General features: G+C 69.9%; 23 protein-coding genes and 1 tRNA gene. 19 read left to right on the forward strand and 5 right to left on the reverse strand.

What is annotated here, in order from left to right:
* Positions 1-87 precede the first annotated feature (87 nt).
* From ACWDAG_RS14985 to ACWDAG_RS15010, 6 genes are all read left to right on the forward strand, one after another.
* Complete coding sequence (locus ACWDAG_RS14985; protein ID WP_450696023.1) at positions 88-681, forward strand: HhH-GPD-type base excision DNA repair protein; 594 nt, start codon at positions 88-90, stop codon at positions 679-681.
* Between the two features lie 109 nt (positions 682-790).
* The gene (locus ACWDAG_RS14990; protein WP_450696024.1) at positions 791-1456 is read left to right on the forward strand and encodes an HdeD family acid-resistance protein; all 666 of its coding nucleotides are present in this window, start codon (positions 791-793) and stop codon (positions 1454-1456) included.
* A gap of 80 nt (positions 1457-1536) precedes the next feature.
* Complete coding sequence (locus ACWDAG_RS14995) at positions 1537-1851, forward strand: hypothetical protein (protein ID WP_450696025.1); 315 nt, start codon at positions 1537-1539, stop codon at positions 1849-1851.
* Positions 1852-1907: 56 nt separating this feature from the next.
* Positions 1908-2030 (forward strand): hypothetical protein, encoded by a 123-nt coding sequence (locus ACWDAG_RS15000; RefSeq protein ID WP_450696026.1) that lies wholly within the window; start codon positions 1908-1910, stop codon positions 2028-2030.
* Positions 2031-2211: 181 nt separating this feature from the next.
* Positions 2212-2508 (forward strand): type II toxin-antitoxin system VapB family antitoxin, encoded by a 297-nt coding sequence (locus tag ACWDAG_RS15005; RefSeq protein WP_003999914.1) that lies wholly within the window; start codon positions 2212-2214, stop codon positions 2506-2508.
* Positions 2509-2618: 110 nt separating this feature from the next.
* Complete coding sequence (locus ACWDAG_RS15010) at positions 2619-3257, forward strand: LytR C-terminal domain-containing protein (RefSeq protein ID WP_450696027.1); 639 nt, start codon at positions 2619-2621, stop codon at positions 3255-3257.
* 95 nt (positions 3258-3352) lie between these two features.
* Here ACWDAG_RS15010 and upp read toward each other — a convergent pair whose 3' ends face one another.
* On the reverse strand, positions 3353-3988 hold the full coding sequence (upp, locus tag ACWDAG_RS15015; RefSeq protein ID WP_450696028.1) for a uracil phosphoribosyltransferase: 636 nt from the start codon (positions 3986-3988) through the stop codon (positions 3353-3355).
* A 95-nt stretch (positions 3989-4083) separates the two neighbouring features.
* On the opposite strand from upp, the gene ACWDAG_RS15020 reads away from it, so the two are divergent.
* The 9 genes from ACWDAG_RS15020 (at position 4084) to ACWDAG_RS15060 (ending at position 9234) form a co-directional block, all read left to right on the forward strand.
* Positions 4084-4278, forward strand: coding sequence for a hypothetical protein (locus tag ACWDAG_RS15020; RefSeq protein ID WP_450696029.1), 195 nt, complete (start codon positions 4084-4086; stop codon positions 4276-4278).
* 240 nt (positions 4279-4518) lie between these two features.
* Positions 4519-5046 carry a tRNA adenosine deaminase-associated protein gene (locus ACWDAG_RS15025; RefSeq protein WP_450696030.1) on the forward strand — a complete coding sequence of 176 codons (528 nt, stop codon included), beginning with the start codon at positions 4519-4521 and terminating at the stop codon, positions 5044-5046.
* Positions 5047-5105: 59 nt separating this feature from the next.
* Entirely contained in the window at positions 5106-5531 is a 426-nt protein-coding gene (tadA, locus tag ACWDAG_RS15030) for a tRNA adenosine(34) deaminase TadA (RefSeq protein WP_450696031.1), read from the forward strand.
* A 76-nt stretch (positions 5532-5607) separates the two neighbouring features.
* Positions 5608-5692: transfer RNA gene (locus ACWDAG_RS15035), tRNA-Ser, on the forward strand.
* Positions 5693-5775: 83 nt separating this feature from the next.
* On the forward strand, positions 5776-5952 hold the full coding sequence (locus ACWDAG_RS15040) for a hypothetical protein (RefSeq protein WP_030938603.1): 177 nt from the start codon (positions 5776-5778) through the stop codon (positions 5950-5952).
* A gap of 26 nt (positions 5953-5978) precedes the next feature.
* Complete coding sequence (locus tag ACWDAG_RS15045; RefSeq protein ID WP_450696032.1) at positions 5979-6272, forward strand: Dabb family protein; 294 nt, start codon at positions 5979-5981, stop codon at positions 6270-6272.
* A gap of 178 nt (positions 6273-6450) precedes the next feature.
* The gene (locus ACWDAG_RS15050) at positions 6451-7290 is read left to right on the forward strand and encodes an RNA polymerase sigma factor SigF (RefSeq protein ID WP_450696033.1); all 840 of its coding nucleotides are present in this window, start codon (positions 6451-6453) and stop codon (positions 7288-7290) included.
* 246 nt (positions 7291-7536) lie between these two features.
* Positions 7537-8460 (forward strand): RNA polymerase sigma factor SigF, encoded by a 924-nt coding sequence (locus ACWDAG_RS15055; protein ID WP_351477545.1) that lies wholly within the window; start codon positions 7537-7539, stop codon positions 8458-8460.
* 54 nt (positions 8461-8514) lie between these two features.
* Positions 8515-9234: a hypothetical protein gene (locus tag ACWDAG_RS15060; RefSeq protein ID WP_450696034.1), complete on the forward strand. Its 720-nt coding sequence runs from the start codon at positions 8515-8517 to the stop codon at positions 9232-9234.
* 9 nt (positions 9235-9243) lie between these two features.
* Here ACWDAG_RS15060 and ACWDAG_RS15065 read toward each other — a convergent pair whose 3' ends face one another.
* Positions 9244-9444 (reverse strand): hypothetical protein, encoded by a 201-nt coding sequence (locus ACWDAG_RS15065; RefSeq protein WP_450696035.1) that lies wholly within the window; start codon positions 9442-9444, stop codon positions 9244-9246.
* A 195-nt stretch (positions 9445-9639) separates the two neighbouring features.
* Here ACWDAG_RS15065 and ACWDAG_RS15070 point away from each other — a divergent pair, with 195 nt between their 5' ends.
* The 4 genes from ACWDAG_RS15070 (at position 9640) to ACWDAG_RS15085 (ending at position 14190) form a co-directional block, all read left to right on the forward strand.
* On the forward strand, positions 9640-10140 hold the full coding sequence (locus tag ACWDAG_RS15070; RefSeq protein ID WP_450696036.1) for a MarR family winged helix-turn-helix transcriptional regulator: 501 nt from the start codon (positions 9640-9642) through the stop codon (positions 10138-10140).
* A 13-nt stretch (positions 10141-10153) separates the two neighbouring features.
* Positions 10154-12691 (forward strand): MFS transporter, encoded by a 2538-nt coding sequence (locus ACWDAG_RS15075; protein ID WP_450696037.1) that lies wholly within the window; start codon positions 10154-10156, stop codon positions 12689-12691.
* 127 nt (positions 12692-12818) lie between these two features.
* Complete coding sequence (locus tag ACWDAG_RS15080; protein ID WP_450696038.1) at positions 12819-13640, forward strand: YceI family protein; 822 nt, start codon at positions 12819-12821, stop codon at positions 13638-13640.
* 79 nt (positions 13641-13719) lie between these two features.
* Positions 13720-14190: a PPOX class F420-dependent oxidoreductase gene (locus ACWDAG_RS15085; protein ID WP_450696039.1), complete on the forward strand. Its 471-nt coding sequence runs from the start codon at positions 13720-13722 to the stop codon at positions 14188-14190.
* Positions 14191-14245: 55 nt separating this feature from the next.
* On the opposite strand, the gene ACWDAG_RS15090 is transcribed toward ACWDAG_RS15085, so the two are convergent.
* From ACWDAG_RS15090 to ACWDAG_RS15100, 3 genes are all read right to left on the reverse strand, one after another.
* The gene (locus tag ACWDAG_RS15090; RefSeq protein WP_450696040.1) at positions 14246-15004 is read right to left on the reverse strand and encodes a TetR/AcrR family transcriptional regulator; all 759 of its coding nucleotides are present in this window, start codon (positions 15002-15004) and stop codon (positions 14246-14248) included.
* A gap of 143 nt (positions 15005-15147) precedes the next feature.
* Positions 15148-16605 carry an MFS transporter gene (locus tag ACWDAG_RS15095; protein ID WP_450696041.1) on the reverse strand — a complete coding sequence of 486 codons (1458 nt, stop codon included), beginning with the start codon at positions 16603-16605 and terminating at the stop codon, positions 15148-15150.
* A 64-nt stretch (positions 16606-16669) separates the two neighbouring features.
* Complete coding sequence (locus tag ACWDAG_RS15100) at positions 16670-18871, reverse strand: glycosyltransferase family 39 protein (protein ID WP_450696042.1); 2202 nt, start codon at positions 18869-18871, stop codon at positions 16670-16672.
* Position 18872 lies beyond the last annotated feature (1 nt).

Here is an 18872-nt window from a genome sequence, read left to right on the forward strand (position 1 = left end):
GCAACCCCCTACACATTAAGGCAAGCCTTGCCTAAGTAATTCGTGCCGGAATCGTACGCGAGGCATGAAAGAGGCATGATCGGGGACATGGACGTCACCCTGCACCTCGCCCAGGACCCCAAGGCCGACGAGCTCCTCGGACGCTCCCCGCTCGCCGCGCTCGTCGGGATGCTGCTGGACCAGCAGGTCCCGATGGAGTGGGCGTTCAAGGGACCCCGCACGATCGCGGACCGGCTCGGCGCCGACGACCTGGACGCGCACGAGATCGCCGTCATGGATCCGGACGCCTTCGCCGCGCTGCTGTCCGAGAAGCCGGCCGTGCACCGCTACCCGGGGTCCATGGCCAAGCGCGTCCAGCAGCTGTGCCAGTACCTCGTCGAGCACTACGACGGCGACGCCGAGCTGGTCTGGAAGGGCGTGGCCGACGGGCGTGAGCTCCTCAAGCGCCTCCAGGAGCTGCCCGGCTTCGGCAAGCAGAAGGCGCAGATCTTCCTGGCGCTGCTGGGCAAACAGCTCGGCGTCCGGCCCGAGGGCTGGCGGGAGGCCGCGGGCGGATACGGCGAGGCGAACTGCCACCGCTCCGTCGCCGACATCGAGGGACCCGACTCACTGGCCAAGGTCCGGGCGCACAAGCAGGAGATGAAGGCGGCCGCAAAGGCCGCGAAGGCCACCGGGAAGTAGCGGCCCGGAAGCAGCGGCCGGGAAAGAGCGGAAGGCACCCGGGAGACAGCCGTCAGCCGACCGGCTCCCAGGGGTGGCGCGCCGACCACGGCAGGTCCAAGCATGGAACATGACCGAGCCATCGAGCGGCTCCTCCGCGGGCCCGCAGTTCGACGACCGCAAGGTCCACGCCGCCGGACGCGCGACCGGCCCGCATGAGCCGGAACCCCCCTTCGAAGGCCCCCTGCACGCCCTCTCCCGCGCCGCCTGGCAGGTCGTCCTGCTCACCGGCGCCGCCTCCCTGATCCTCGGTGTCCTGGTCCTGGTCTGGCCGGGCGCCTCCCTGCTCGCGGCAGGCGTCCTCTTCGGCGTCTACCTCCTGATCAGCGGCATCTTCCAGTTGGTCGCCGCGTTCGGCACACACAGGACCACGGCGCTGCGCGTCCTGGCCTTCATCAGCGGGTCCCTGTCGATTTTGCTGGGCCTTTTCTGCCTGCGCGGCCCGATGCGGTCGATCCTGCTGCTGGCCCTGTGGATCGGCATCGGCTGGCTCATCCGCGGGATCACCCAGACCCTGGCCGCCGCCTCCGACAGCACCATGCCGGCCCGCGGCTGGCAGATCTTCCTCGGGATCGTCACGTTCCTCGGCGGCATCGTGCTGATCGACTCGCCGTTCGCATCGGTCGCCGTCCTCACCCTGGTCGGCGGCATCTGGCTGGTCGCAGTCGGCGTGGTGGAGATCGTCACCGCATTCCGCATCCGGGGCCGGGCCCGGCAAGTGCCACGCACCCTTTGAGCCCCGCCGAGTCCCCCGAACGGGCGGTTCTCGGCCCCGACATGCAGAACGTCGGACGCCCCCTGGGCAGATGATCTCCCGTGAGCACCGTACGAAGCCTGTCCCGCGGCCACGCCTGGCTGCGGACGCTCGTCCTGCTGCTCGCCCTGCTGGTCCCGGGCTCACACGCGGAGCTGTATGCGGCACCCTCCGCGGCCACGGAGATCGTCGAGTACGACGCCCCGGACGCGGCCGTGCGGCCGGCGGCCGACGCCCTGCACCGCACCGTCGTGGCCCTGCGCCCCGCGCCCCTCCAGGCCCGCCCCCTCGACATCCCGGCGGACCACCCCCTCACCACCCCGCCCCGGCCGCCGCACGCCCTGCACGCCGTGCGCTCCGTGGTCCTGCGCTGCTGACAGACCCCGGCCCCCGGAAGAGTCAGTCACCACGCAAGGAACCAAGGAACACAGCCATGCCTTCCGACCCGTACGCGGTCCTGCGCGCGCTGCTGCGCGCCGAAGCCGCACGCAACGCGCCGAAACAGAACCTGAAGAAGCCGGAACCCGAGCAGCCCCCGAAGGAACGGGACCGCTGATTCCGCCGGCGGAGGCGGACGTTCCCCGTGAACCACCGCCTCCGCCGGGCCCACGCCCACCGTCCACAGCCTGTGCGTAACACCCGTACGGATCATTTGCCCCGTTTTGCAACTTCTTTTCGGTCCCCGCACTGCGTCGCCATGGCTGCGCCCGGAAGGTCTTGACCGGTAGGCTTTCCGTGTGATCTTCAAGCGCATCGGAAACGGCCGGCCGTACCCCGACCACGGCCGGGAAAGCACCCGGCAGTGGGCGGACGTCGCGCCGCGCCCGGTCCGCCTCGATCAGCTCGTCACCACCAAGGGACAGCTCGACCTGGAGACCCTCCTGGCCGAGGACTCGACCTTCTACGGCGACCTGTTCGCACACGTCGTCAAGTGGCAGGGCGACCTGTATCTCGAGGACGGCCTCCACCGCGCGGTGCGGGCCGCGCTGCAGCAGCGCCAGGTGCTGCACGCACGCGTGCTCGAACTCGACTGACGCACCCCCCGAAGGCCCGCCGGTAACGGCTTGGCCCTTTCGGGTTCACCTGTGCGGCCTCGAATGATCATCTAGTAGGCATCGCCGCCCGGGAGCACTACGCTGCGCTCATGAGCATGCTGACCCCCCCGGGCATGGGCGGCAAGTACCGGATCACGGGGGACAAATACCCACGGATGCGCAGGCGCCGGCGCGGCAGGCTCGGGGTCGCCCTGGTGGCCTCCGTCGCCGCACTCGGCCTGGTCGGCTGGGGCACGCTGCAGCTCATCGACCTCTTCACCGGCGGCGGCGAGAAGGCCTCGGCGGCCGGTCCCAAGGCGGACTGCAGGGCCAAGCCGAGCCCCTCGGCCGACACCAAGAAGGCCGCCCTGCCCAAGCCCGGCACGATCACGGTCAACGTCTACAACGCCACGCCCCGCAGCGGGCTGGCCAAGAGCACGGCGGACGAGCTGAAGAAGCGCGGCTTCAAGATCGGCGATGTGGGCAACGCGTCCAAGGAGTTCGACAAGAAGGTCAAGGGCACCGCCATACTGCTCGGCGCCCCGTCCACCCTCAACAGCTCGCTCCCCGTCCTCGCCACCCAGCTCGCCGGCACGGAACGGCGCGCCGACACCCGCAAGGGCACGGATGTCGACCTGATCCTCGGCACAGCCTTCAAGGACCTCACCCCGAAGGCAGCCGCGGACAAGGCACTGACGGCACTGACCAATCCCCAGCCGACGCCGACGTCTTCAACGAAGCGCTGCTGAGACGCGCCCCTCAGGGGCGCGGGGAACTGCGCGATCAACCACAAACGACCCGCAGCCGCGAAACCTCCGCACCCGTACGGCGAAAAGGCGAAGCCCTACTCAGCCGCCCCGTAGAGGCGATCCCCCGCATCCCCCAGCCCCGGCACGATGTACCCGTGCTCATTGAGCCGCTCGTCGACGGCCGCCGTCACCACGGTCACCGGCGTCCCCGCCAGCTCACGTTCCATGACCTCAACCCCCTCGGGGGCAGCCAGCAGCACCACCGCGGTCACATCGTCAGCACCGCGCTTGATCAGCTCCTGGATCGCCGCGACCAACGTGCCACCGGTGGCCAGCATCGGGTCCAGGACGTACACCTGACGCCCGGAGAGGTCCTCCGGCATGCGGGAGGCATACGTCGACGCCTGCAGCGTCTCCTCGTTGCGGATCATGCCGAGGAAGCCCACCTCTGCCGTCGGCAGCAGCCGCACCATGCCGTCGAGCATGCCGAGCCCGGCCCGCAGGATCGGCACCACCAGGGGTCGCGGGCGGGCGAGCTTGACGCCGGTGGTCGTGGAGACCGGCGTGGTGATGTCGACCTGTTCGGTGCGCACGTCGCGCGTGGCCTCGTAGGCGAGCAGGGTGACCAGCTCGTCGGCGAGACGGCGGAAGGTCGCGGAGTCGGTGCGCTGGTCGCGCAGCGTGGTGAGCTTGTGAGCGACCAGAGGGTGGTCGACGACGTGGAGACGCATGCCCTAACAGTAACCGCGCCCCCGTGAGCCCTGCGCTGGCATCAAACCGCCCATCAGAGGGAAAGTGGGAGGACGTACCGGGGGGTGGTGTGCCCATGCCTGACCTGCCTGAGCGTGAAACCCGAGGCGACTCGCCGTCGGCCGAGACCGACGCCGAGCGCCGGCGCCGCAGGGCCCAGTTCCTGCGTGACCTCGCCGAAGCCCGTGAGCTGCGGGACCGTGTCCAGCCCAGGCGCGCCAAGACCGCACGGCTGCGCCACGCCATGCGCATGCGCACCTTCCGCTGGTAGCTCGGGTCCGACTCGGGACGCGCCTGAGGGCAACCCGTTGCGTGCACACGCCGATCGCCGCGTACGATCCCGCTCGTGGCCGATCAAAGTAGGCGGACACAGGGTGCCGAAGACGTCCCCTGAACGCCTTGTTTCTGCCACGATTCCGAGTGGGTGGGGCTCGGAGCACAGCTCTCCCCGCCCTGAGCCCCGCCGGGGGGACCTCCAACCGGCACGCCTAAGACCAGTGGGAGAGTCACGGTGTACTTCGCCGCACTGCTCGCGCGCACCGAAGACGGGTGGGAAGCGAGCGACACAGAGCTCGACGATGTGGAAACCCTGTCGGATCTGGCCGATCTCGCCCGGGAAGCCTCGACCGAGGACGACACGGTGCTCATCCTGATCGAGCAGGAAGAAACCTGGTTCGGCGTCGTCCGCGTCGACGGCGAGGACGACCCTCGTATCTACGTCTCGGACGCCGCCGCCGCCGCCCGCAGCAGCTACGGCGAGATCCTGCTCACCGACGAACTGCTCGGAAGGGAGCCCGGCGACGACGACGCCGACCTGGACTCCCTCGACCTCGACGGCACAGAGGACGGTGAGGACGAGGACGACGGCGACGAGGACACGCCGTCCGCCGAGTCCGTGCCGCACAGCCCCGTCGGCGACGCCGAGATCCTCGACGACCTCGGTGTCAGCCCGAAGGAGCTGCGCAGCCTGGACGAGGACGCCCTGAACACGATCGCCGAGGCCCTGGGAGCCTCGGAGGTCCTGGAGACCGTCCGCTGACCGCTGCAGCGACCCAAGGAGGCACCCCCGACCCGGTACGCGACCGCTGGCGGGCCGCGATGCGGCTCGCCCTGGACGAGGCCGGACGGGCCGGCGCCGACGTGCCCGTGGGCGCCGTCGTACTGGCCTCGGACGGTACGACCGTGCTCGGCGCCGGACACAACGAGCGCGAGGCCACCGGTGATCCGACGGCGCACGCCGAGGTCCTCGCGATCCGCCGGGCCGCGGCCGACCTCGGGGAGTGGCGGCTGTCCGGCTGCACGCTGGTCGTCACCCTCGAACCCTGCACGATGTGCGCGGGCGCGATCGTGCAGTCCCGGGTGGACCGTGTCGTCTACGGCGCCCGCGACGAGAAGGCCGGTGCGGCCGGCTCCCTCTGGGACGTCGTACGCGACCGGAGGCTCAACCACCGTCCCGAGGTGATCGAGGGCGTACTCGCCGAGGAATGCGCCCGGATACTCACCGAATTCTTCCGCTCCCGCTGAAGACCGACCGGCCCCTGGACACCGACCCCGAATACCGATTTCAAAGCACTGCCCGGCGTGCTGTAAGGTCTCCCTCGGTAGCGTGTCCGAGCGGCCGAAGGAGCTCGCCTCGAAAGCGAGTGTGGCGCAAGTCACCGAGGGTTCAAATCCCTCCGCTACCGCTTTGGGAAGGGCCCCGTCGAGAGACGGGGCCCTTCGTGCGATCATGTGCGGTCGTTGGGCAACAGTGACTGGGGAGGCCGCAATGGCGGTGAATGCCAAGAAGATCGCCGTCTATGTGCTCGTGGTCTTCGCGCTCTACATCATCATCACGGACCCGGCCAAGGCGGCCGACTACGTCCAGATAGGGTTCGAGGGCATATCGGACGCCGCCAAGGCCATAGGCGACTTCTTCACCTGGCTCGCCAACGGCGCCCACTAGACCCGTAGACCCGGCTGGGAGCGCACATGATCCGCCATCTCGTCCTGTTCAAGCTCGGCGAGGGCGTCGAGCGCGACGACCCGCGCGTCCTGGAGGGCGTCGACGCCTTCCGGTCGCTGGACGGGAAGATCCCCGAGATCCGCTTCTGGGAGCTGGGCTGGAACATCAGCGACCGCCCCATCGCGTACGACTTCGCCATCAACTCCGGCTTCGACGACGCGGCCGCGCTGCGGCGCTACGTGGAGCACCCGGAGCACCAGGCGGGCGTGACGCTGTGGAAGGACTTCTCCACCTGGGTGATCGCCGACTACGAGTACTGAGAGCACTGAGCCGGACCCCGCTGGGCCCTGCGCCATAAAGGCGCAGGGCCCTTATGCGTATTGAGCCCCAACTTGCCCTCAACACGGCGTTATGCGGTGCTTGCACCAGTGCACATCTCTTGTGATGCTATGACCGCTTTTGCCGAAGACGTTGATCGATTGCGAGGTGGAGTTGACCGTGCCGGCCAGTACTGCGCCTCAAGCACCGCCCCTGGAGGCCGTCGAGGCCCCACCGGACGCCGCACCGCCGCGCAGCCGCGGTGCCGACACTCGGGCCCTCACCCAGGTGCTCTTCGGCGAACTCAAGGGGCTCGGGCCGGGCACACCGGAGCACAACCGGGTGCGCGGGGCGCTCATCGAGGCCAACCTCCCGCTCGTGCGCTACGCGGCCGCCCGCTTCCGCTCCCGCAACGAGCCGATGGAGGACGTGATCCAGGTCGGCACCATCGGGCTCATCAACGCGATCGACCGCTTCGACCCGGACCGGGGCGTGCAGTTCCCGACCTTCGCGATGCCGACCGTCGTCGGCGAGATCAAGCGCTACTTCCGCGACAACGTCCGCACGGTCCACGTCCCGCGCCGGCTGCACGAGCTGTGGGTGCAGGTCAACGGCGCCACCGAGGACCTGACGACCGCCTTCGGGCGCACCCCCACGACCGCCGAGATCGCCGAACGGCTGCGTATCACCGAGGAGGAGGTGCTCTCCTGCATCGAGGCCGGCCGCTCGTACCACGCGACCTCCCTGGAGGCCGCCCAGGAGGGCGACGGACTGCCGGGGCTCCTCGACCGGCTCGGCTACGAGGACCCGGCCCTGGACGGCGTCGAGCACCGCGACCTCGTCCGCCATCTCCTCGTACAACTCCCCGAACGGGAACAGAGAATCCTTCTTCTGCGCTACTACAGCAACCTCACCCAGTCGCAGATCAGTGCGGAACTCGGCGTGTCCCAGATGCATGTCTCCCGGCTACTCGCGCGTAGCTTCCAGCGACTGCGATCCGCAAACAGGATCGAGGCGTAACCGGCACGAGCGAATCGCTCACCAGGGCCGTTCCCGACAGTTCTGCGCTGAAAAAGCCTCAGACCCCCTCTTTCCAGGGCTGATTCGCCTCTTGCATGTCGACATGTCACTACAGCGTGTTGCCGACATGTGACATTCTTCCCCAAGCGCGTTTGCCGCGGCTTCGGCTCCGGTATTCAGGTGAAGGCTGAACTCCTCGCCAGAGGAGCATCGGCCACGACCGTCCCGCGACCCAGAGGGGGTGGCATGTCCGCAGACCAGGGCAGCTCGAAGGTGCTCACGCTCACGAAGAGCGAGTCAGCGCCCGCCGACGCCGTGCCCGGCTCCATCGACGAGATGGCAGCCGTCGACACCGCACCGGCCCCGGCCCTTACGGCCGCTGACATCCCGGCCCCGCCGGCCTCGGATGCCATCGACACCCGCACCCTGTCCCGCTCCCTTTTCCTGCGGCTCGCCGCACTCGACGAGAACAGCCCCGAGCGCGCGTACGTCCGGGACACCCTCATCGAACTCAACCTCCCGCTGGTGCGCTACGCGGCGGCCCGCTTCCGCTCGCGCAACGAGCCGATGGAGGACATCGTCCAGGTCGGCACCATCGGCCTGATCAAGGCGATCGACCGCTTCGACTGCGAACGGGGCGTGGAGTTCCCGACCTTCGCGATGCCGACGGTCGTCGGTGAGATCAAGCGGTTCTTCCGCGACACCTCGTGGTCGGTGCGCGTCCCGCGCCGGCTGCAGGAGCTGCGCCTGGCCCTCACCAAGGCCAGCGACGAGCTCTCCCAGAAGCTGGACCGCTCCCCGACCGTTCCCGAACTCGCCGCCGTGCTCGGCGTCTCCGAGGAGGACGTGGTCGACGGCCTCGCGGTCGGCAACGCGTACACCGCCTCCTCGCTCGACTCCCCGGCGCCCGAGGACGACGGCGGCGAGGGCTCCCTCGCGGACCGCCTCGGCTACGAGGACACCGCCCTGGAGGGTGTCGAGTACCGCGAGTCCCTGAAGCCGCTGCTGGCCAAACTCCCGCCCCGCGAGCGGCAGATCATCATGCTCCGCTTCTTCGCCAACATGACCCAGTCGCAGATCGGCGAGGAGGTCGGCATCTCGCAGATGCACGTCTCCCGGCTGCTGACCCGGACGCTGGCGCAGCTGCGGGAGGGGCTCATCTCCGACTGAGCCAAGCTCATTCAAAGGGTTCCCATTTGACGGAGTGTCAGCCACCATGGCGCGATGCTGCGTGGGACTCCTGGGACGACATGGACACATGGCCGTCGAGGCACCCTGATCGGTGCGTCGGCGGCCGTCGTCTGTCTGGGCGCCGCACTGGCCGCCTGCGGAGGCGGTGGCAGAGCCGAGGGATACGTGGCGACCGGGGTGGTCGGCGGCGCGCCTCAGGCCTCCGGTACGGCAGCGGCCCCGACCGGCGGTGTGACGCTGGTGCCGCTGGACGGCGGCGGCCCGCAGAGGGGCGGCTCCCCCGCGCCGGGCGGCGGTTCGAGCGACACACCGGAGGTGGCCGTACCGGGGACGGCCGCACCGACCCCGGCCGCTCCGATGCCGTCCGGTGGCGGCGCCAAGTCCGGTCGTACGACAACGGCTTCGCCGTCACCGACGGCAACACCCGGCCGTACGGCACCCGCTGGGCCTGCCGTGCTCACCTGGGGCGATCCGGTCCGCAGCGCCACCGACAAGCGCTGGTGCGAAGACGTCACGCTGGCCTTCGTCAACTCCGGCGGGACCGCGGTGCGTTCCGGCACGGTGACCTTCGGGACGCACATCATCGGCGCCCTCGGGATCGACTGGGGGACGGTCGAGTCGACCGTCGGCCTTCCGGCGCCGATCGGTGCCGGCGCACGGAAGGAAAAGGCCTGGACGGTGTGCGTCGACGCCTGGCGCGTGCCGCTCGGCATGCGCATCGAGACGCGGGACGTCACCGTCCAGTGGAAGTAGCGCTACGCCCTACTTGAGTGCCAGCCAGGCGACGGCCGCCACGACCGCCACGACCACGACGATGCCGACGATCAGGCCGATGCGCGGTCCGGCCGGCGCGGGCGCCTGCTGCTGACGGCGGCCCTGCGGGCCCTCGTCGACGAACGCGCGGAACATCTGGGTGCTGCCTGCGGGGTCGTGGTTGCCCTGGGGGCCCTGGGGGTTAGCCATAGCCCGAGACCCTAGCGAATCACCGGTTGTGGCCCAAGTGGGGGGCGGTTCACCGCCGCAACCGCCCTCACCTGCATATTTACGTTCACAATACTTGTCTTTGCCAAGTTTTTATGCAGCATCCGGGCCATTTTGTTTGCCTGCAGCAACCAACGACTTCTATGGTTGCCCTAAGCAACGAATGCGGGAGGTGTGATGGCCGAGCGGGCGCAGTACGAGGAGCTGCTGAGGCAGTTCAGCGCCTTCGGCGCGGTGAAGCGGGAGCTGGGGCGGATCATGCCGTCCGACTGCTCCAGCGGCAGCGCCGCGGTGCTGACCCTGCTCGGACGCTACGGCGACATGCGGATGAGCAGGCTCGCCGAGCTGCTGGCCGTGGACATGTCGGTCACCAGCCGCCATGTCGCCCACCTCGCCGAGCGCGGCTGGCTCGACCGGTCCCCCGACCCGGCGGACAAGCGGTCCCGGATCCTGCACCTCACACCCACGGGCCTGGCCCAGCTGGAGGCGCTGTCCGAGCGGACCACCCAGCTGCTGGCCGAGCGGCTCGCCGACTGGAGCGACGAGGAGGTCGCCCAGCTCAGCCGGCTCATGGAACGCCTGCGGGCCAGCTTCGACGACTGCCGCGCCCTGCCGCCCAGGCTCCCGCCCCCCGCACGCGAACTCGAACCGACCACCCGTACACCCGCAAGCACTTAAGAGAAGGAAGCCCATGGCAACGACCACACCAGCCGGTGTGCGGGCTCATGCCAAGCACGGGGGAGGCTCCGCCGAGTACGCCCCGATGACGCACCGGCAGATCATGGAGGCCATCTCCGGTCTGCTGCTCGGCATGTTCGTGGCGATCCTGTCCTCCACGATCGTCACCAACGCCCTGCCGCACATCATCAGCGACCTCGGCGGCGGCCAGTCCGCCTACACCTGGGTCGTCACCGCCGCCCTGCTGTCGATGACCGCGGCCACCCCCCTGTGGGGCAAGCTCGCCGACCTGTACAGCAAGAAGGCGCTCGTCCAGATAGCCCTGGTCATCTACGTCCTGGGCTCCGCGGCCGCGGGTCTGTCGCAGAACGCCGGCATGCTGATCGCCTGCCGAGTCGTCCAGGGCATCGGCGTCGGCGGTCTGTCCGCCCTCGCCCAGATCGTCATGGCCGCGATGATCTCCCCGCGCGAGCGCGGCCGTTACTCCGGCTACCTCGGCGCGACCTTCGCCGTCGCCACCGTCGGCGGCCCGCTGCTCGGCGGCGTCATCACCGACACCTCGTGGCTCGGCTGGCGCTGGTGCTTCTACGTCGGTGTCCCCTTCGCCGTCCTCGCGCTGATCGTGCTGCAGAAGACGCTGCACCTGCCGGTCGTGAAGCGGGACGTGAAGGTCGACTGGGGCGGCGCGTTCTTCATCGCCGCGGCCGTCTCGCTGCTGTTGGTCTGGGTCACCTTCGCCGGTGACAAGTACGACTGGCTGTCCTGGCAGACGTACACGATGGTCGGCGGTTCGATCGTCCTCGGTCTGGTCTTCGTGCTCGTCGAGTCGAAGGCGAGCGAGCCGATCATCCCGCTGCGCCTGTTCCGCAACCGCACCATCACGCTCGCCTCGCTCGCGTCGCTGTTCGTCGGTGTCGCGATGTTCACCGGCACGGTCTTCTTCAGCCAGTACTTCCAGCTGGCCCGCGACAAGTCCCCGACGATGTCGGGCGTCATGACCATCCCGATGATCGGCGGCCTGTTCATCTCCTCGACCGTCTCGGGCCAGTTCATCACCCGCACCGGGCGCTGGAAGGCGTGGCTGGTCAGCGGTGGCGTACTGGTGACGGCGGGCCTCGGTCTGCTCGGCACGATCCGCTACGACACGGCGTACTGGAAGATGTCGATCTTCATGGCGCTGCTGGGTCTCGGCATCGGCATGATGATGCAGAACCTGGTGCTGTGCACCCAGAACCAGGTCGACCCGAGCGACCTCGGCTCCGCCAGCTCCACGGTCACCTTCTTCCGCTCGCTCGGCGGTGCGGTCGGCGTCTCCGCGCTGGGTGCCGTCATGTCCCACCGGATCACGCACTACGTCAAGGACGGCATCGCCGCCCTCGACCCCAAGTACCGTGCGGCGCTTGCCGGTTCGAGCTCCTCGACCGACAGCATCCCGGACCTGGACAAGCTGCCGGCCCCGATCCGCACCCTCATGGAGAGCGCCTTCGGCCACGGCATCGCCGATGTCTTCCTGATCGCCGGCGCCCTCGCGGCCGTCGCGTTCCTGATCACCCTGTTCATCAAGGAGGTCCCGCTGAAGACCAAGGGCGCGCTGGCGCAGGCCGCTGCCGCGGACGAGACGCCGGCCGAGTCGTCGGCCGCTCCGGCCGCCGTCGAGGCCTCTGCTGCTCCGGCTGCCGAGCACGTCCCGAGCTGGGCCGTGTCCTCCGAGACCGAGGCCGCCGACGACGGCACGCAGAAGCTTGCCGCCGTGGCCACCATCGCCCGGCCCGAGGAGTCGGCCGGCTCCGGCGGGATCCCGGTGCGCGGCTTCGTCCGCGGCAACGAGAGCGCGCCCGTGCCGCAGGCCGCCGTCACGCTGATCTCGCTGGCGGGACGGCAGCTGGGCCGGTCGGTCGCGCAGGCCGACGGCTCCTACGCCCTTGAGGCGCCGAGCGTGGGCAGCTACGTCCTGATCGCCGCCGCCGACGGGTTCCAGCCGCAGGCGTCCACGGTCGTGGTCAACGGTGAGCCGGTCTCGTACGACATCCTGCTCAGCGGCACCAGCGGGCTGAGCGGTGTGGTGCGGGCCGCCGAGACCACGCTGCCCGTCAAGGACGCGATGGTCATCGTGACCGATGTCCGCGGGGAGCTGCTGGCCACCGCCGCCACCGGTGAGCAGGGCGAGTTCTCCCTCACCGAGCTGGTGCCCGGGGCCGTGACCGTCGCGGTGAACGCCGCCGGGTACCGGCCGCGCGCCCTGCCCGTCGAGGTGGGCGGCACCGGAGTCACCCGTATCGAGATCGACCTCGACTCGGGCGCCCAGCTCCAGGGCGTCGTCCGCGCCCCGCACGGCCCGCTGGCCGACGCCCGGGTCACCCTGGTCGACGCAGCCGGCAACGTGGTCGGAACGGCCACCACCGGCACGGACGGGGCCTACGCCTTCACCGACCTGAACGGCGGCGACTACACGGTCATCGCGACGGGCTACCCGCCGGTCGCGACCGCCCTGACGGTGAACGGCCGCGGGGTCGACGACCACGACATCGAACTGGCCCATCCGGGCGAGTAGTTCGAACTCCGGCCCGTGGCGGACGGCGTGCGCGCTCTGAGCGGAGGTGCGTGCCCGACGCCACGGGCCGGTCGCTTTACGACCAGCTCTACGAGCAGTTGCACTGCAGGCAGAAACGGGAGTCAAGATGGGCCTGACCGCGAAGATCCGTACGCGGGACGGATGGGCCGTGTCACACGCGGTCGTCACGGTGACCGACATGACCGGCACGCAGGTGCTGCGCGCCGAGGCGGACGCCGAGGGGACCGTACGGGACGCCACCGCGCTGGCCCCGGGCGCGTACACCGTCATCGTCACGGCCGTCGGGTATGCACCCGTGGCCTCCAGTGCGCTGGTCACGGCGAGCGGACGGGCCGAGCTGGGCGCGGTGACGCTGACCCGGCAGGGCGGCACCGAGCTGCCGCCGCCCGGGCCGTGGACCATCGACCCGGCGCACTCCTCGGTGGGCGCGGTCGCCCAGCACCTGGGGATCTCCAGCGTGCACGGGCGGTTCACGGAGTTCGCCGGACGGGTCGAGATCGCCCCGGACGAGGTGGAGAAGTCACAGGTGGAGGCGGTGATCCGCGCTGCTTCGATCGACACGGGCAACGGCATGCGCGACGACCATCTGCGCTCGCCGGACTTCCTGGACGTCGAGAAGTACCCGGAGATCACGTATCGGTCGACGGGCCTCACGGCCGCGGGGTCGGACCGCTGGACCGTGCACGGCGAGCTGACACTGCACGGGGTCGTACGGCCGGTGGACCTGGACCTGGCGTACCTGGGCACGGGCGCGGACCCGTGGGGCGGGACGCGCGCCGCGTTCCGGGCGACGACGGAACTCCGCCGCGAGGACTTCGCCATGAACTACAACCAGGTGCTCCAGGCGGGTATCGCCGCGATCGGCACGACGCTGAGGGTGGAGCTGGACATCCAGGCGGTCCAGGGGGAGTCGCTGCCGCAGGCGTGAGGCGGGCCGTGAACGCAGGCCGTGAACATAGCCCCGGCAGGGACAGGCCGAGCGGGGCCCGGGCGCCTAGGCTGACGCCATGGCACCGAACATCGCGACCAACACCCGCGTCTCCCTCGACGAACTGCTGGACTTCGTACGCCCCCGCCACCGCGCGATCCTGCTGACGCGCAGGGCCGACGGCAGCCCGCAGGCCTCGCCGCTGACCTGCGGTGTCGACGACTCCGGGCGGATCGTCGTCTCCACCTACCCGGACCGCGCCAAGACCCGCAACGCCAAGCGGGACGATCGGGTCAGCCTCGTCGTACTGAGCGACGACTGGAACGGGCCGTGGGTGCAGGTGGACGGAACGGCGGAGGTCATCGACTCGCCTGACTCCGTGGAGCCGCTGGTGGAGTACTACCGGAACATCGCGGGTGAGCACCCGGACTGGGACGAGTACCGGGAGGCGATGGTGAAGCAGGGGAAGTCGATCATCCGGGTCACCCCCGAGAAGTGGGGACCGGTGGCCACCGGAGGCTTCCCGGCACGGCTCGCCTCCGGGGACTAGTCACCACCACCATGGTCTCCGGGGGAGTAGGGCCCTCTGCGGGAAGGGAGTCGTCTCAGCCCCGGGCCACCATCGCCTCGATGCCCGCCACCAGCAGGTCCAGGGCGAAGTCGAAGTCCCGCTCCCACATCTCGTGCACGGTGTCGCCGCCGCGGGCCGCCATGATGTCCTCGGACTCCTTGACGACCTCGGACGCCTGCGGGTCCTGCGTGACCGCGCTCATGGCGTGCTTGAAGTACTCGTCCGCGGTCATGCCGAAGTCGGCGCTGCGGGCGTTGAAGTGGCCCTCGATCGTGCCGAAGCCGTACACGAACTGGAAGACGGAGGAGATGGCCGCCGCCAGGCCGTGTGTGGGCAGTCCGGTGCGGCGGATCACGCGTTGCACGACGCGGGCGAAGGCCAGGTTGTTCGGACCGATGTTGAGGAAGGTGCCGGCCAGCGGCGACAGCCAGGGATGGCGGACGAGCACCGACCGGTACTCCCTGGCCAGCGCGCGCAGCTGGTCGCGCCAGTCCTCGTCCGCGTCCGGGTCCGGCAGACCGATCTCGCCGAAGGCCGCGTCCAGGGCCAGTTCGAGAAGGTCGTCCTTGGTGTCGACGTACCAGTAGACGGACATCGCGGTGACGTTCAGCTCGGCCGCCAGCCGGCGCATGGAGAACTTGGCCAGCCCTTCGGCGTCCAGGAGCCGGACGGTGACTTCGGTGATCCTGTCCCGGTCGAGACCTGACGGCTGTCCACCACTACGGCCGCCCCGCCGCGTCTTGCCCCCCAGCCACACACTGGTCCGCGCCGCCCGCTCGGCTGCCCTCACCATTGGCGCACCTTCCTCGACCTACGTTTCACTGATCACGATGCCAGACAGCAGCCCCCTCAAGGGGCGCGGGGCTGTGCCGGTATGCGGCATCCGCCGCGTGTGCGCGACAAGCCCCATACCGCCTGCAGTCGCCCACTTGCGCACTACCCGAGCTCCTGGGCGACCACCACCCCCGAGTCTGCCCGCTCAGCGCGACGCAGCAACGCCGCCGCCACGAACCCACCCAGCAGTACCGCCACCGCCCCCACCAACTGCCCCGTCTCCAGCCCCGCGGCCAACCCGGCCGACGGCACCCGAGAGCTGAGCACCGCACCGAGCACGGCAACCCCCAACCCGTTCCCGAACTCCGCCAACGTCCCGTTGATCCCGGCCCCCACCCCCGCCTTCTCCGGAGGAATCGCGCTCATGATGGCGTGCGCCATCGCCGGATTGGCGACCGCGCAGCCACCGCCGATCAGCAACAGCCCCACCAGCGTCCCGGCATAGCCGCCGGAGTCCAGCAGCGCTATCGAGACGAGCCCGGCCGACATCAGCACCATCCCCAGCGCGATGGACACCGGCGTACCGAGCCTGCTCGACCACTTCGCCGACAGCCCCGAGAAGTTCAGCGCGACGACCGTCAGCGCGAGCGGTGCCGTCCGCAGACCGGCCTCCAAGGGCCCGTAACCGAGCACGAGTTGCAGATGCTGAGTGAGCAGGAACAGCGCCCCGCCCATGCCGAAGGTGATCAGCACCGCACCGGCGACCGCCCCCGTGAACCGGCGGTCCCGGAAGAAGTGCGGGTCGAGCATGGGGTACGGGATCCGGGTCTCCCAGTACGCGAAGGCGCCCAGAACCAGGACGGCGACCGCGGCCGTGCCGACCATCCGGCCCGACGTCCACCCGTGCTCCGGCCCGGAGATGATCGCGTACACGAGGGAGGCCATGCCGACCGTGGAGAGCAGAGCGCCGAGGAGATCGGGGCGGTCCCCGCGGCCCGGGGGTCCGGGGGTCGTCCCCCGGGAAGATGCAGCCTTCGACTCGGGGACCAGGGCCACGACGGCCACCAGCGCCAGCGCCACCACCGGCAGGTTGACCAGGAAGATCGCACCCCACCAGAAGTGGTCCAGCATGAAACCGCCGATCAGCGGCCCCGCCGCGAACCCGAGCGCGTTGACCGCGGCCCAGATACCGATGGCCTTCGGCTGCTCCTCGGGCGCGAAGATCTGCATCGCGACGGCGAGGGTGGTGGTCAACAGCAATGCGCCGCCGACGCCCATGCCGGCCCGCGCGGCGATCAACTGGCCCGTGCTGCCCGCCAGTCCGGCGGTCAGCGAACCGACCCCGAACAGGGCCAGGCCCGCGATCAGCATCTTCTTGCGGCCGTAGCGGTCCGCCGCGCTGCCCGCGGTGAGCAGCAGCCCGGACTGCACGAGTGAGTACGCGTTGATCATCCACTGGATGTCGGACGTGGCCGCGCCCAACTCCCTGGTGAGGGAGGGGATCGCCACGTTCAGGACGGTGTTGTCGAGCAGCACGGTGAGTTGGGCGAGACAGATGACACCGAGGATCAGCCAGCGTCGGGGATGGCCCTGGGGCCGGCTCTGGGGGGACGTAGACATGCCATACACCGTATAGCTGAGTGCCATACGGTGTATAACGAGTTTCAGGCAACCGCCTTCGCCGTCAGCTGCTCGCCTTCTGTGTCAGGTCGTAGAAGGTCGACGAACCGACCGTCACCTTCTTGAAGTTCTTCGCGACCCACGACGTGATCTGCGAGGACGTACCGCTGCTGCTGCCGCCCATGCCGCCGCCGCCCGTGCCGGACGAGATGAAGTAGTGGATCCTGCCGTCCGCCACGTACTGCTTGAACTGGGCGAGGGTCGGGGACGGGTCGGTGCCGTTGAAGCCGCCGATGGCCATCACCGGGTCGCCGGTGGAGAGCTGGTAGGTCGCCGCGTTCTGCGCACCGATCGCCGCCGCGACCCAGGTGTACTTGGACGAGTCGGTCTCCAGCAGCCTCTTGGCCTGGGAGCTCACGCTCGCGCCGTTCAACAGGCCGCCGACACCACCACCCCCGCCCATCCGGCCGCCGGGCATACCGCCCTGCTGGTTCCGGGTGCTGCCGTTGCCGTTCTGCTGACCCGGCATGCCGCCGCCCGGGAAGCCGTTGCCCTGCCGGCCGTTCTGGCCCTGGGGGTTGCCGTTGCCGTTCTGCTGGTTCTGCCGGCCCGGCATGCCGCCGCCGCCGAAGCCGCCTCGCATACCGCCACCGGGGCCGCCCCGGCCGCCGCCCATCACGCTCGCGCCGGCCGGCCCGGCCGTGACGATGGAACCGGTGTGCGCACTGTTCACGGTGGACAGGGTGTACGCGGTCGGGCCGGCCAGCGAGGCCAGGATGCCCACGGCCGCCGCCCCCAGGGCCAGCTGCCGGCTGATCCGGCCGGCGAAGATCAGGCCGAGCGCTGCGACCAGGCCGCCGACCAGGACCAGGAACTTCAGCCAGGGCAGATAGTCCGAGGTGCGGTTGAGGAGTACGTAGCCCCAGGCGGCGCTCGCCACGACCGCGGCCGCGAGGGTGAGGGACGCCCAGGTCTCGCGCCGCCTCTCCCACAGGAGCGCGCAGCCCATGCCCACCACGGCGGCGAGGTAGGGGGCGAGGGCCACCGTGTAGTACTGGTGGAAGATGCCCGCCATGTAGCTGAAGACGACCATGGTCAGGAGCAGCGACCCGCCCCAGACCAGGAACGAACCGCGGGTCACGGACGTCCGCCGGTACTTGCGCGTGGCCACCAGACCCGCGACGAGGAGGATCAGCGCGGCCGGCAGCAGCCAGGAGATCTGGCTGCCGACCTCGGAGCCGAACATCCGGTCCCAGCCGGTCTCGCCCCACATGCCGGTGCCGCCGCCACCGCCACCACCGCCGACGCTGCCGGTCTCGTTGCCGCTCAGCCGGCCGAAGCCGTTGTAGCCGAAGGTCAACGAAAGGAAGCTGTTGTCCTGCGAGCCGCCGATGTACGGACGGGAGGAGGGGGGCCACAGCTCGACGATCGCGACCCACCAGCCGCCGGACACGATCAACGCGACCGTGGCGGCGGCCAGTTGGCCGAGGCGCTTCTTCAGGGACACCGGCGCGCAGACCGCGTAGACGATCGCGAGCGCCGGCAGGATCAGGAAGGCCTGCAGGGTCTTGCCGAGGAACGCGAAGCCGATCGCGACACCGGCCCACACCAGCCACTTCGTACGGCCGTCCTCGATGGCGCGGACCACGAACCAGCAGGCGACCGACATCAGCAGCGCCAGCATGGCATCCGGGTTGTTGAACCGGAACATCAGCGCCGCGACGGGAGTGAGGGCGAGCACCGCGCCCGCGATCAGTCCGGCCGCGGGGCTGAAGCGGCGGCGCACGGACGCGTAGACGACGGCGACCGTCGCGAGGCCCATGAGGACCTCGGGGACGAGGATCGCCCACGAGTTGAGGCCGAAGATCCGCACCGACAGCTCCATCGGCCACAGCGAGGCCGGGGGCTTGTCGACGGTGATGGCGTTGCCCGCGTCCAGCGAGCCGAAGAAGAACGCCTTCCAGCTCTTGCTGCCGGCCTGGACGGCCGCCGAGTAGAAGGAGTTGGCGTAGCCGGAGGCGCTCAGGTTGTAGAGGTAGAGCAGGCCGGTGGCGAGCAGCAGACCGAGGAAGGCCGGGCGCACCCAGCGGGGGTCCTCGGGACGGCCGCGCCAGAATCTGCGGACGAAGGGCTGCTCGGGTGCACCGGACCCGCGAGCCGGTGCGGCCGGCCGGACGACGGGCTCCTGTACGTCCGTGGTCGCCGTCGACGGCGGCCCCCACACGGAGGGACCCGGCTGGGACGTCTGGTCGTGGTGGGTGGTCATC

This window comes from Streptomyces sp. NPDC001157 (assembly GCF_053598255.1).